The 13935-nt window shown below is 27.6% G+C and carries 11 protein-coding genes and 1 pseudogene; 6 read left to right on the top strand and 6 right to left on the bottom strand.

Translation table 11 applies throughout. The annotated features are described in order from the left end of the window. Window positions 1-20: 20 nt before the first annotated feature. From Q1X91_RS13155 to kdsA, 3 genes are all read right to left on the bottom strand, one after another. Window positions 21-404 carry a GIY-YIG nuclease family protein gene (locus Q1X91_RS13155; protein ID WP_300758431.1) on the bottom strand — a complete coding sequence of 128 codons (384 nt, stop codon included), beginning with the start codon at window positions 402-404 and terminating at the stop codon, window positions 21-23. Further along, window positions 391-1074 (bottom strand): spore coat protein, encoded by a 684-nt coding sequence (locus Q1X91_RS13160; protein WP_300758434.1) that lies wholly within the window; start codon window positions 1072-1074, stop codon window positions 391-393. The genes Q1X91_RS13155 and Q1X91_RS13160 overlap by 14 nt, the downstream gene beginning before the upstream one ends. Before the next feature lie 153 nt (window positions 1075-1227). Next, complete coding sequence (gene kdsA / locus Q1X91_RS13165; RefSeq protein ID WP_300758437.1) at window positions 1228-2094, bottom strand: 3-deoxy-8-phosphooctulonate synthase; 867 nt, start codon at window positions 2092-2094, stop codon at window positions 1228-1230. Between the two features lie 174 nt (window positions 2095-2268). Between kdsA and Q1X91_RS13170 the strand changes: the two genes are divergently transcribed. The 3 genes from Q1X91_RS13170 (at window position 2269) to Q1X91_RS13180 (ending at window position 6397) form a co-directional block, all read left to right on the top strand. Beyond that, window positions 2269-2832 carry a GNAT family N-acetyltransferase gene (locus Q1X91_RS13170; protein WP_300758440.1) on the top strand — a complete coding sequence of 188 codons (564 nt, stop codon included), beginning with the start codon at window positions 2269-2271 and terminating at the stop codon, window positions 2830-2832. A gap of 386 nt (window positions 2833-3218) precedes the next feature. Further along, the gene (locus tag Q1X91_RS13175) at window positions 3219-3851 is read left to right on the top strand and encodes a PHP domain-containing protein (protein ID WP_300758443.1); all 633 of its coding nucleotides are present in this window, start codon (window positions 3219-3221) and stop codon (window positions 3849-3851) included. Between the two features lie 173 nt (window positions 3852-4024). Then, window positions 4025-6397: a glycoside hydrolase family 3 C-terminal domain-containing protein gene (locus tag Q1X91_RS13180; RefSeq protein ID WP_300758445.1), complete on the top strand. Its 2373-nt coding sequence runs from the start codon at window positions 4025-4027 to the stop codon at window positions 6395-6397. A gap of 122 nt (window positions 6398-6519) precedes the next feature. Here Q1X91_RS13180 and Q1X91_RS13185 read toward each other — a convergent pair whose 3' ends face one another. Continuing rightward, window positions 6520-7518: a LacI family DNA-binding transcriptional regulator gene (locus Q1X91_RS13185; RefSeq protein WP_300758447.1), complete on the bottom strand. Its 999-nt coding sequence runs from the start codon at window positions 7516-7518 to the stop codon at window positions 6520-6522. Between the two features lie 167 nt (window positions 7519-7685). On the opposite strand from Q1X91_RS13185, the gene Q1X91_RS13190 reads away from it, so the two are divergent. From Q1X91_RS13190 to Q1X91_RS13200, 3 genes and pseudogenes are all read left to right on the top strand, one after another. Continuing rightward, entirely contained in the window at window positions 7686-9110 is a 1425-nt protein-coding gene (locus tag Q1X91_RS13190; RefSeq protein WP_300758450.1) for a PTS transporter subunit EIIC, read from the top strand. A 142-nt stretch (window positions 9111-9252) separates the two neighbouring features. Beyond that, window positions 9253-10743 carry a glycoside hydrolase family 32 protein gene (locus Q1X91_RS13195; protein WP_300758452.1) on the top strand — a complete coding sequence of 497 codons (1491 nt, stop codon included), beginning with the start codon at window positions 9253-9255 and terminating at the stop codon, window positions 10741-10743. A 531-nt stretch (window positions 10744-11274) separates the two neighbouring features. Next, a pseudogene (locus Q1X91_RS13200) lies at window positions 11275-11546 on the top strand (PD-(D/E)XK nuclease family transposase); the annotation flags it as partial. A 106-nt stretch (window positions 11547-11652) separates the two neighbouring features. On the opposite strand, the gene Q1X91_RS13205 reads toward Q1X91_RS13200, so the two are convergent. Together Q1X91_RS13205 and Q1X91_RS13210 are read right to left on the bottom strand one after the other, a co-directional pair. Further along, window positions 11653-12432, bottom strand: a complete 780-nt coding sequence (locus Q1X91_RS13205; RefSeq protein WP_300758454.1) for an NADAR family protein — start codon at window positions 12430-12432, stop codon at window positions 11653-11655. A gap of 24 nt (window positions 12433-12456) precedes the next feature. Then, window positions 12457-13452, bottom strand: a complete 996-nt coding sequence (locus Q1X91_RS13210) for an ABC transporter ATP-binding protein (protein WP_300758456.1) — start codon at window positions 13450-13452, stop codon at window positions 12457-12459. Window positions 13453-13935 lie beyond the last annotated feature (483 nt).

Here is a 13935-nt window from a genome sequence, read left to right on the forward strand (position 1 = left end):
ATTATCTATATTAAATAATATTAATTATTAAGTAAAGTATTTATACTATTTAATTTTTTTTTACTCACACTTCTAACACTTATACTATTACAATCCCTTTTCCCTTTATTTTTTATATCCCTAACATAATACTGTTTAAGAAGCCTGTTATTTTCTGCAAATAAAACTTTAATTTTTTTATTTACACTTTTTATATAATGCTCAATACTTAAAGCTGTATTTACACTATCAACTTCCCAAGCCGACAAAAATTTTAAAGGTTTATGACTTCTTGTATAATTAGCACCTTTACCATTTTTATGTTTTGTAAATCTATTAATAAGATTATTTGTAATGCCTGTATAATAACAGTTATCATCGCAAAGTATTATATAAACATACCAATAATTATTACTTTCTTTCATTTCTTATATCGCTTATAATAACATCAACATCTATATATATATCATTATTATATTTATTAAAAATATTGCATACATTATTATAATCTTCTATTGTATCAACTGTAGTTCTTAACTCAGGCATAGCGAAACTTTCAATTACTTTTGGATTTTCTATTTTAAACTTATCAGAATGTCTGTAATGGTACTGTGTAATATGTTCATGTTCGAAAATGTCTTTAGAATTATCATCAGCATATTTTAATGCTTCATAATTAATAACTTCAACTCCGCTGCCATATGGAAGTAAATCATAATGACTTAAATCTGCATTTTTATCAATATGATAATCAACAATCATATCCAATGCCTTTATGCTCACTAAAGGATTATCGCCTGTAGCACGCACAACTATATCGGCATTAAACTTTTCTGCTGCTTTTGTATATCTGTTTAAAACATCTTCTTCGCTTCCTACAAAATAACTGCATTTTAGTTTATCAAATATATTTTTAAAACTATCATAAGATTTTTCTTCTGTAGCTACAATCACATCATTAGCTCTTTGTGAACTTCTTAATCTCTTTATAATGAGCTCAAGCATACTATCGCAGCCGGCCATAGGTTTCAATGCTTTTTTTGGAAGTCTTGTAGAACCAAGCCTTGAAGCAAGTATAATAACTATCTTTTTCATTTTATTTTTACTCCTAATTAATACAGAATAATAAAAATAGAGATATATTAGACTTGTTTCAAAACTAAATTTATTTATGATTGTGGGGACTAGCCCCCACACCCCCACTTCTTTTGTTGACACAAAGAAGCAAAAAGACTGCATATTTACATATTAAAATGATAAAATATACAACATGTAAAACATTATGTTTATAATTTTAAAATTAAATAATTTTATACTTAATCTTGTAAAGTAGTTTTGAAACAATAACTCTTCAACTTTACTCAAATCAAATATAGTTCCAGAATCAGAAGGACTTTTATCAGGATTAGGATGTACTTCCATAAACACAGCATCCACTCCTAAAGCAACGGCAGCTTTTAAAAGTGCAGGTATAAACTCTCTAGCCCCTCCAGACTGTCCGTTATTAGCAGAAGGCATTTGTAAAGAATGTGTGGCATCATACATAACAGGGGCATAATTTTTCATTATCTCTAAGTTTTTCATATCTACTATAAGATTACCATATCCGAACATAGTACCCCTTTCACATAAAAAAAGTCTTTTTTCATCGATAGCATCAGAACATTTATCCGCTATATATTTGCAGTCATAACCGCTTATAAACTGACCTTTTTTAACATTAACAGCCTTTTTAGTTTCGCATGCTGCTCTAAGCATATCTGTTTGTCTGCATAAAAAAGCTGGAATCTGCAAAAAATCTACATATTTGGCAGCTTCTTCGGCATCTGTAGGTACATGTATATCAGTTATAGTTGGAAGGTTAAATTCTTTTCCTGCATTTTGAAGTATTTGAAGCCCGTCTTTCATTCCAAGCCCTCTGAAAGATGATAAAGAAGTTCTATTTGCTTTATCAAAACTTCCCTTTAATACTAATTGTATATTTAATTTATCTTTTATCTCTTTTAATTTTTTTGCTATAGTCATAGTCATCTCTTCGCTTTCTATAACGCATGGACCTGCTACAAATATTAAATCTTTATTTTTATTGGTTATGCCTTTATAATCAAAAATCATCATTATATCCTTATAAAAAATGTTATATATATGATACAATATTCATTCTTAAAGTCAATTAAATATATAAGCTGATTATGATGTATAGTATTAAATAATTTTTTATGAAAACAATATTTACTTAATTCAAAAAATAGTATATAATCGGACTAAATATTATATTGGGAGATTATTATGATTAAATTAATAGAAATGAAATATAATTTAGAAAATATAGATTTTTATAAAAAGTTATATAATGATGCTTTTCCTAAAGAAGAAAGATGGTCTTTCGATATGATTTTAGAAAATAAAGATAATAACAATTATAAACTATATGCTGTATTAGATGATGATATGCCTATTGGGCTTACTGTTATTTGGAATTTGGATAATTTTAATTTTGGAGAATATTTAGCTATAGATAAAAAACTAAGAGGAAAAAAATACGGATCTGAAGTTTTAACAAAAATACTTGATATGCTTAAAGATAAATTAATAGTCATAGAAGTAGAACCTTATGAATTGAATGAAATAGCCAAAAAACGTATAGAGTGGTATAAAAGATTTGGGTTTATATTAGCAGACTATGAATATGATATGCCTTCCTTAGATGAAAATAATAAAATATCATCTATAAAAATGAAAATAATGACAAGCAGAGAATTAAAAAGCAAAGAAGAACATGATAATATCACAAAAACATTATATGAAACTATTTACAAACCTAGATTAGATGAAATTGATAAATGGAAATAATAGACTTGTTTCAAAACTCAATTTATTAATATTTATAGTTTTTAAATTTAATATTTTTTAATTATAGTTGGGGCTTTGCTGCGAAGCACACAGCCGTGCCAAACCCCACTTCTTTTGCCGTCTAGGCACCTACTCGGTGGTCACCCAAAGAAGCAAAAAGACTGCATATTCATATACTAAAATGATAGTTTATACAACATGTAAAACATCATATTTATAATTTTAAACATTAAATAATTTTATATTTAATGTTGTCAAGTAGTTTTGAAACAAGTCTAATATTAAATATTATAAAAATTATCATTGACCTATTTTGCTATAAATGTTATCTTTTTAAATACATTAAAAAATAATTAAATAAAAAACAAATATTTGGCGGAATAATTATGTTTATAGATCTTCATATACATGAAAAAACATTTTCTTCAGACAGTATGCTTTCTTTAGAAGAGATAGTTAAAGAGGCTAAAGAAAAAGGACTTGATGCAGTATGCATAACTGATCATGATGATCTTGGTATAATGGATAAAGCTCATCAATATTCAAAAGAAATAAACTATCCCATTTTTGTAGGAGTAGAATATTATTCTCTTGACGGCGACTTAATTACATTTGGGGTAAAAGAAATACCAAAAGAAAGAATACCTGCATATGAGTATATAGAATATATAAAAAAACAAGGCGGAATATGCTATAGTGCCCATCCTTTTAGAAATAACAGGAGAGGTTTGGAAGAAAAACTTTTTACAACTAAAGGTTTAGCAGGTGCTGAAGTTTTAAATGGAAACACTATAAACGAAGAAAATATAACAGCATTTGAAGCAGTAAAGAAAATAGGACTGCAGGAACTTGGGGCAAGCGATGCACATTTTCGTAAAAGAGTTGGAGCATATGCAACATATTTCCCTCAAAAAATTGAAACGGAAAAAGATTTGATTAATGCTTTAAAAGAAAATAAATGCAAAGCAGTTTATTGGACAGAAAACGGATACAAAATATTTAATGGAAAATTTGATTGATTATTATAATAATATACCTATTGATTTACAAGAATATTTATACTATCATGTTAATGTATATTAAAGCAATCATATTTTGCTAATCATTATTAACGCTATATATTATAAAACTAAAAATATTTATTGGCAAAATTAAAGCTTTTTGATATACAATATATTTTTAAGGTCTTATTATGAATAATAAATACACCCAAAAAATCAAAGAAATAATAAATGAAATGACATTAGAAGAAAAGGTTTCGCTTTTAAGCGGTAAGGATTTTTGGTCAACAAAACCTATACACAGACTGCATATAGATTCAATATATCTTACAGACGGTCCTCATGGAGTAAGAAAGCAAAGTACAGAAGCTGATGAATTAAGCCTTCAGAAATCAGAAGCATCAACATGTTTTCCTACTGCCTGCTGCAGTGCATGCTCTTTTGACCCAAATATAATGTATGAAATGGGAGAGGCTATATCAAGAGAGGCTAAAACTAATAATGTATCTGTAGTATTAGGACCTGGTATAAATATAAAACGCTCGCCTCTTTGCGGACGTAATTTTGAATATTTTTCTGAAGATCCATATCTCGCTGGAAAAATGGCGTCAGGGTGGATAAGCGGTTTGGAAGATAACGGCATACAGTCAAGTTTAAAACATTTTGCTGCCAACAATCAGGAAACTTTAAGACTTGTAATAGACAGTGTCGTTGATGAGCGTGCTTTGAGAGAAATATATTTATATGCTTTTGAAATAGCTGTGAAAGAATCAAAACCTTCTACTGTTATGTGTTCATACAACAGCGTTAATGGGACATTTGCTTCTGAAAATAAATATTTATTAACAGATATATTAAGAGATGAATGGGGATTTGACGGCATTGTTGTTTCAGATTGGGGGGCTGTTAATGACAGAATAGAAGCTCTAAAGGCAGGTCTTGATTTGCAAATGCCTTCTACAAACGGATATGATGATAAAAAAGTTTATGAGGCTGTAAATGAAAATAAATTAGATATAAAAATATTAGATCAAGCTATAGAAAGACTTTTATACTTTGCTCTTTATTCTATGGATAATATATATAATAATTTCACATACGATAAAGAAGAAAATCATAATACTGCAAGAAAAATTGCAGAAAACTCAATAGTATTATTGAAAAATGAAGATAAAATACTTCCTGCAAAAAAAGAAAGCAAAATAGCAGTTATTGGAGAATTTGCTCAGAAACCTAGATATCAAGGAAATGGAAGCTCTCTTATAAATGCATACAAAATAGATACTGCAGAAGAATATTTTAAAGAAAATAATTTAGAGTTTAACTATGCTAAAGGTTATAACTCTGACTCTCCAGATATAGATAATACCTTAATAGAAGAAGCTGTAAATATATCAAAAGATAAAGATTTAGTAATAATATTTGCCGGACTTATAAACTCATATGAATCTGAAGGATTTGACAGAAAGCATCTTAACCTTCCTGAAAATCATAATCATTTAATAGAAGAAATTTCAAAAGTAAATAAAAATATAGTTGTAGTTCTTTCTATAGGTGCTCCTGTTTTGATGCCTTGGGTAGATAAAGTAAAAGGAATAGTTAATTTATATTTGGCAGGGGAAGCTGCTGTAAGTGCTGCTTTTAATATTATATTTGGAATTGTCAATCCAAGCGGAAAATTGGCTGAAACTTTTCCATTAAGTTTGGAAGATAATCCTAGCTATAAATACTTTCCTGGTGGAAATAAAGCTGTAGAATATAGGGAATCTATTTTTGTAGGATACAGATATTATGATAAAGCAGAAAAAGAAATTCTATTCCCATTTGGATATGGACTTTCATATACTACTTTTAAATTTTCAAATTTAATAGTTTCAGATGCCAACACAATTGCAGGTTTGGATAATATACATGTGGTATTTGATATTCAAAATACTGGAGATGTATTCGGATGCGAAGTAGCTCAGTTATATGTATCTGCACCAGAAAATAATATATTTAAAGCAAAAAGAGAATTAAAAGGTTTTATAAAAGTATTTTTAGAGCCTAATGAAACAAAAACTGTAATATTAAAACTAAATAAAAGAAGTTTTTCATTCTATAATACTGAAACCAAAAAATATGAAATAGAAAGCGGTATTTATACAATATCAGTAGGTAACTCTTCAAGAAATTTACCATTAAACAAAAATATAGAAATCAATGCCAAAAGCTACTATCAAAAAAGAATACCAAGCTATTTTAATTTTAAAGATATAAATATTTCAGATGAAGACTTTGAAGAATTAATGGAAAGAAAATTAAAGCCAATTAATATAAAAGCAGTAAAACCTTACAATATCAATAATAATCTTTTAGACTTGATGCATGAACAAATTGCAAAAGATTTTTATAATAAACTACTATCAGGTCTTAATGATATGTTTAAAGATGATAAAACAGACACAAAAAAGATGTTTGAAAGCATGATATTAGAAACGCCTCTTCGTTCATTAGTAACTATGAGCGGCGGTCTTATTAATAGAAATGATATAGATACTCTTCTAAATACTTTAAACAATTAATTTTATTGATATAATTTTTTTATTTATGCAATTACTAATTAATTATTAGTAGCTGCATTATATTTATATTATTTTATGAATTATTTTTTTATTTTATTAAAAATATTTATATTTGATAAAATTTATCTTACACTCTCCCCTTCTATAAACTCATAGTTAATATATAAAACATTTCTTACTTCTACTTTATTAATCAAATCTATTAATGTATTTGCCGCACATATACCAGCATTAAGAGAATCAAATTTTATTGTAGAAAGCCTCGGTTCTATAATCTCATCAATTTCATATCCGCCAAATGATATTACAGAAACATCTTCAGGCATTCTTAATCCTCTCTCTTTTATAACTTTATATACCCCATGTGCCTGCCTATCTGTAGAACATATTATAGCATCTAATTTTTTATATTTTAAAAGTTCTTCGGTTGCCGTCATAGCACTTTCATATGAAAAATCGGCTATAGCTATACTTACATCCATTATATTATAATGGCTTAAACCGTCTAAAACTCCGTTTCTCCTTGTAACACCAATAGCAACATCTTTTTCATCTACTGCAATAAATCCTACATTTTTATGTTTTTTTCTTCCTATGTACTCCCCTATTTCAACTCCTGCATTATAATCATCATTGACTATGCTAATACCATCACTATACTCCTGACCGTAAATAACTATTGGTATATCAAGTTTTTTTAATAATTTTCTATGCTCATCTGTTATTTCCGTAGCACTTAAAACTATACCGTCAACATTAAGCCTTTTTAACTTTTCTATGTATTTGAGTTCCAAAGCAGACTCATGATTAGTATTCATTATTATAGGCATATAATGTTTTTCTCTAAAAGTTCTCTCAAGCCCAGTTAATACCCTTGAACCTACTATAGAATCTAATGCAGGAACTATAATACCTATCATACGGCTTTGTTTTGCATTTAATCTTGCAAAAGTATTAGGCTCATAATTATATTTTTTTATTATCTTAGCTATTTTTTCTTTGGTTTCTTTTTTCATATAGCCTCCGTTAAAATAGCGTGATATAGTAGTTTTTGTAACTCCTGCTAACTCTGCAATATCTTTCATTGTAATTTTCTTATTTGAGCCCTTGCCGCTTTTCATTATTATCACCTCTAATACTATTATATAATATATTATATACATTTTATACTAAAATACAAATTTTGAAATTTATTAACTATTATGCTTGACAAATACTAAAATAATGTTAAAATCAAAATTAATGTAACCGATAACATACATGAATCATAATAACGGGGTTTTTTATTATGGCTATAGATTATAAAAAAACTGCTGAAGAAATAGTAAAAGTAGTAAAAAGAGAAAATATTATTTCGGCAGAATGCTGTGCTACAAGATTAAGACTTATAGTAAAAGACAGAGAAAGCATAAAAGATTCTGATGTACAAAAAATAGACGGTGTTAAAGGTGTATTTTTTAATTCAGATCAATATCAAATAATACTCGGTACTGGCGTAGTTAATAAAGTTTATGATGAAGTTGTAAAATTAGGTATTACTGCCAGTTCTCAGAAAGATGATGATAAAGATGTAAAAAAATCTGATGATAAAAATAAATTCAGAAAATTTATACGTATATTTGCTGATGTATTCGTACCTATAATGCCAGCTATGATAGCAACTGGTTTATTTTTGGGTCTTAAAGGTGCATTGATTAATGACAGTTTCTTAGGATTATTTAATCTGCAAGTTTCTAATATACCTGTTTCTGTTATGACTTTTATGAGTGTATTAACAGAAACCACTTTTGCTTTTTTGCCTGCTTTAGTGTGCTGGTCTGCATTCAGAGTATTCGGGGGATCTCCTATTTTAGGTATCTTACTCGGATTAATGCTTGTCTCCCCTGCTTTGCCTAATGCTTATTTAGTTGCAAATCCAGACAGCGGTGTTAAACCTATAATGTTATTCGGATTTATACCTATAGTCGGATATCAGGGAAGTATACTGCCAGCACTTATTGCAGGTATGATAGGTTCAAAACTAGAATTAAAATTAAGAAAAATAATACCAAACATTATTGATATATTAGCTACTCCTTTTTTAACATTGCTTATAATGTTATTATTATCTTTGGCTGTAATAGGGCCTATATTTCATACAGTAGAACAATGGATATTAATAGCTATAAACTTCTCATTATCTCTTCCTTTTGGTTTGGGAGGATTGATAATAGGATTTGGAATAATATTTATAGTTGTTACTGGCGTTCACCATATAATGAACTTAATAGAGATATCTCTTCTTGCTGCTACATCATTAAACCCTATTAATCCTCTTTTAAGTGTTGCTAACCTAGCTGCTGGTGCTGCTTGTCTTGCTGTTACATTAAAAACAAGAAGAAAAAGCGTAAAAGCTATGGGTTACGGTGCTACTTTATCAGCTTGGCTTGGTATTACAGAGCCTGCAATATTTGGTATTAATATAAGATACGGTATAAAACCTATGGTATGCGGTGCTATTGCCTCTGGTATTACTGGTTTGATTGTAAGACTATTAAATTTACAAGGTACTGCTAATGGTGTTACTGGTATACCTGGTATATTACTTTATATATATGATACTAAACAATTAATAGGATATATTTCTGCAGCAATACTAACAATAGTTTTATCTTTCACTATTACTTGGTTCTTTGGAGTACCTAAAGAGTATATGCAGGAAGATGATGAGTAAAATTTGACATATAGATAATTTATACATAAATCCAATAAAAATTATTTGTTCTGCTTAATATCATGCATATGAAAAAATATGCATGATATTAAGTATCTATTAAAAATGATAAAAAATAAAAAACATAAAAAGGAATTCAATAATGAATCTAGTCAGTAAGATCTTTAAAGAAGCTATAATACAAAAAGAAAATGAATACTTAAAAAAAAATAATAATGACAAATGGAGACTAAATTTTCATATAATGCCTCCAGTAGGCTGGCTTAATGATCCTAATGGATTATCATATTTCAAGGGAATATACAATATATTTTTTCAATATTCTCCATTCGAAACAGAAGGCGGATTAAAATTTTGGGGACATTATCAAACTAAAGATTTAATAAATTATAAATATGTGGGAGTTTCTATATATCCAGATGAAAAATACGATTGTCATGGAGTGTATTCAGGTTCTGCATTCATAGAAGATGATAAACTATATATTTATTATACTGGAAATGTAAAACTTTTAGGCAGGCATGACTATATAGAGAGCGGAAGAGAAGCAAATACCATGCTCACAGTTTCTGAAGATGGTATTAACTTCTCTGAAAAAGAATGTCTTATGGAAATGAAAGACTATCCTAAAGATATAACCAATCATATAAGGGATCCTAAAGTATGGAAAGAAAATGACTTTTATTACATGGTTCAGGGTGCTAGGAAATACGGCATCGACAGAAATAATGATATAGGCGAAGTACTTATATTTTCTTCTAAAGATAAAAGAAAATGGACACATACAAGCACTATACATACAAAAGATATTTTTGGGTATATGTGGGAGTGTCCAGACATGTTTAATTTAGACGGTCAGGATATTTTAATAACATGTCCTCAGGGTGTAAAACAAGTTGAAAGCATATACGAAAATATATACCTTTCTGGATATTTTTTAATTAATGATGATTATAAAAATAAAGAATCTATTGAGGTTAATAATTTTACTGTACTAGACAGAGGTTTTGATTTTTATGCTCCTCAGACATTTTTAGATGAAAATGGAAACAGAACTATCATAGGCTGGATGGGAGTTCCAGACACAGAATACGATCATAAAAATTTAACAGTTGACTGCGGCTGGCAGCACTGCCTTACAATACCAAGAGAACTAAGTTTTAAAAACGGAAAACTATATCAAAAACCTCATAGAAATTTAGAAAAATTAAGAGAGAAAAAAATATTTGAAAATAAATATTCTAATAATACATTATCAGATAATCTAATTTCTAATGATATTAATTCTTATGAAGTTATAATTGATAATATAAAAATAGATAATAACATAAAGAATTTTGAAATTCTCATTTCGGAGGGACTATGTGCAAAATATAAAGATAATAAGCTTATATTAGAGTTTGTAGGAAATACTGGAAAAATAATAGGCGGAGGCAGAAATAAAAGGAGTGCCTATTTAGAAGAACTTAAAAATATCAGAATAATGGCAGATACTTCATCTTTAGAATTATTTATTAATGACGGAGAATTAGTATTTAGTACAAGGTATTATCCTTTAGAATACTCTTGTAAAATTCTTGGAGAAATGAATATAATTATATATAAACTTGATAGTTTTAAATTTAATCCTTAATCTTGCATGGAGTACCAAAGATATTGCATTTAAGTATTACTTAATTTCTTAAAGTAAGCAAACGGTGTATCATGATTTAAATAAGAGTGTATTCTTTATGTACTTCCAAAAATTATTATATTTCCTTAATTTTTGATTAGCTTTCTCTAAAGTTAATTCCTGATTAGAAAAGTCATAAAATTATTTTTGGTCTCAGTAATACTACGCTATAACTCTGAGTGCATATGGCAGTATCAATGTGAAGCAATAGTACTTTTAATATGTTTCTTCTTACAAATTGTATTTATTTAGGTATATACTAAAAATTCTTAAGTTTGTCAACAGCGAGCCGCTGCACCTTCCCGCACGGTATTGTTTATTCTTATCAAATGTCAACGATACGTGCGGCTGATTACATATTATTATACAAACAAGTAATTTACTATACATATAAAACATATTTTGTTGATTAATAAAAATATATTATATTATAAATAAATTATAATTACATTTATAAATAATTAAAATTTGACAAACTATAGTTGTTTAGGTATATACTATTACATATCAAAAAATATAGTAAGCGAACTTAATGAAAATGAACCTTATGATATTATTAGTCAGGTTATAAGTATTAATTTTGTAAATTTAACATGGATTTTTATGATGAAGGTAAAGCTCATAGATGTTTTAAGCTGATAGATACTCAAAATAATGATGTGTCTATTATTTAGATGTATATTATAGAAATAGCAAGATTTATAAAAATATTAAATAATTCAAATAAAGATGATATTAAGAAAAATAAAATATTATCTTGGATAGTAATATAAAAAATAAAAATATGGATATAAATTTTATTAGCGAATTAACAGGCTTGAGTATAAAAGAAATAGAAAAAGTATAATAAAAAATTATAATTAATATAAGTTATATATCTTTATAATTTATAAATTTGCTCCAATCTATCAAATCATAATTTTTATATACTCTTTTTATTTCATCTCTTACTTGCATTAAAGCAAAGCCTAATAAATTTTCTCCTTTCCAGCAAAAAGGATTTTTTATATTATCATCATCATACTTCATCTTTATTCCCCATACTCTGTCATAAGGACTTGCTTCAGCTAATACTTTGTTTTTTGTGCTTAATAAAAAATTTCTTAATTCAGTGTTTTGTGAGAATTTATAATAATTGCCTGTAAATACTATTTGGTATTTCATTTTATCCCACACTTCATCATCAAAATTTTTAACTTTTCTTCCAAGTTCTTTTATAGCTTTAGGCTGATTATTATTCAAAATTTCATTAGCAATATCTTTATCATCAAATAATAATGCCTTATTGTACATCATATATTTTTCCATACAATTAAATACTATATCATTATCTTTAAAATCTTTAATATACCATTGACTCAATGATGATTTAGTAACTTCTTTTTTATCATTGGTATGCCCATAGAAAAATAAAAAATCAATTTTCTTTCCAGCATTAAAATCTTTCCTAAGTTTTTCTAAAGAATATTTTTGCTCTCCTACCCTATTTATTAAATTATTATCATAAAAACCTTTAAATATTATAGGCTCTTCAAAAAGTTTTTTATATTCTTCTTTATCATCATTTGAAAGTTTATTAAAATAATTATAAAATATTTTAATATAGGAACTATTATTAACAAACCATACAGGCGGCATTATATTTTTCATAAATAACTCTCATTTAGTATAAAATTATTCAGCAAACAGGCACGCAGCACTATGATTTTCTAAAATATTTTTTAATGCTGGAATATTATTTTTACATTCATCTTTTGCATATATACATCTTGTATGGAATCTGCATCCTGAAGGTATATCAGAAGCATTAGGTATTTCTCCTTTAATAGGAAGCTCTTTTATTATATTAACTCTTCCTGAAGAGGCATCTGGAACTGCAGCTATCAAAGCCTTAGTATAAGGGTGTTTAGGATTATCTATTATTTCATCAGCACTTCCTATCTCAACAATACTGCCCAAATACATTACAGCTACCATATCTGCAAAATATCTTGCTGTTGATAGGTCATGAGTTATATATATGTAGCTTAAATTCTTTTCTGTCTGAAGTTCTTTCATCATATAAAGAATCTCAGCTCTTGTTGATAAGTCTATCATAGATACGGGTTCATCAGCAACAACCAATTTCGGATTAAGTATTAAAGCTCTTGCTGTAGCTATTCTCTGACGCTGACCTCCAGAAAGCATATGAGGATATCTTTCCATAAACTCCTCTGGAGGATTAATCTTTACATCTCTTAAAGCCTTAATAACCATCTCATCATAAACTTTTTCATCACCCTCAATATTATGAATATATAAAGGCTCTTTTAATACATCTTTTATTTTAAATCTAGGATTCATAGAAGCATATGGGTCTTGAAATATCATCTGAACATTTCTTCTATACTTATGCGTTTCTTCTTTATTAAAGTTATTAATGTTTTCATTATCAAATATAATATTTCCAGAAGTAGGATTAATTAATTTCATTATAAGTTTGCCTATAGTGGTTTTGCCGCTTCCAGATTCCCCTATTATTCCAAGTATCTTTCCTCTTTTAAGTTCAAAGCTAACATCATCAACTGCTTTAATCTCTTTAGACTTTTTCATTAAACTTTCTATAATATTGGCATGAGGATTAAAGTATTTTTTTACATTTTCAAGTTTTAATATTATATCATTATCCATCTATAACTCTTAATCATTTTATTTTTTATAATAGTAATATATTATAATTCATAAATCAAGCATTTTAATTTAATAATATTAATTGACTATTAATTTATAATAGTATATACTGCAAATTTTTAAGTTTGTCAATTTATGCACATTATATGGAATTATCAACTTTTTTTACCGCACAAAAAAGTTATCAAAAACGAAATTACTAGAACTTTATATATTAAAGATATGTATTAAATGTATGGTAATACCCAAAATTTGGGTTAAAAATGCAGTTCTTTTGGTTCTTTTATATCAATAAAAGAACTGGGGTCTGGGGCAAAGCCCCAGATATTAAAAACAAAATATGATTTTATTTTTGACAAATTGTAATTGTTTAGGTATATACTAAAAATTCTTAAGTTTGTCAACCGCTAGCTGCGGCACCTTCCCGCACGGTATTGTTTATTCTTATCAAATGTCAACGATACGTGCGGCTGATTACCTATT

Origin of the sequence: uncultured Brachyspira sp. (assembly GCF_949287625.1) — a bacterium.
GTDB lineage: Bacteria > Spirochaetota > Brachyspiria > Brachyspirales > Brachyspiraceae > Brachyspira.

Bases quoted from the DNA above. Each gene is read 5' to 3' on its own strand.
- Q1X91_RS13155 (WP_300758431.1), bottom strand. From the start codon at position 404: ATGAAAGAAAGTAATAATTATTGGTATGTTTATATAATACTTTGCGAT.
- Q1X91_RS13160 (WP_300758434.1), bottom strand. From the start codon at position 1,074: ATGAAAAAGATAGTTATTATACTTGCTTCAAGGCTTGGTTCTACAAGA.
- kdsA (WP_300758437.1), bottom strand. From the start codon at position 2,094: ATGATTTTTGATTATAAAGGCATAACCAATAAAAATAAAGATTTAATA.
- Q1X91_RS13170 (WP_300758440.1), top strand. From the start codon at position 2,269: ATGATTAAATTAATAGAAATGAAATATAATTTAGAAAATATAGATTTT.
- Q1X91_RS13175 (WP_300758443.1), top strand. From the start codon at position 3,219: ATGTTTATAGATCTTCATATACATGAAAAAACATTTTCTTCAGACAGT.
- Q1X91_RS13180 (WP_300758445.1), top strand. From the start codon at position 4,025: ATGAATAATAAATACACCCAAAAAATCAAAGAAATAATAAATGAAATG.
- Q1X91_RS13185 (WP_300758447.1), bottom strand. From the start codon at position 7,518: ATGAAAAGCGGCAAGGGCTCAAATAAGAAAATTACAATGAAAGATATT.
- Q1X91_RS13190 (WP_300758450.1), top strand. From the start codon at position 7,686: ATGGCTATAGATTATAAAAAAACTGCTGAAGAAATAGTAAAAGTAGTA.
- Q1X91_RS13195 (WP_300758452.1), top strand. From the start codon at position 9,253: ATGAATCTAGTCAGTAAGATCTTTAAAGAAGCTATAATACAAAAAGAA.
- Q1X91_RS13205 (WP_300758454.1), bottom strand. From the start codon at position 12,432: ATGAAAAATATAATGCCGCCTGTATGGTTTGTTAATAATAGTTCCTAT.
- Q1X91_RS13210 (WP_300758456.1), bottom strand. From the start codon at position 13,452: ATGGATAATGATATAATATTAAAACTTGAAAATGTAAAAAAATACTTT.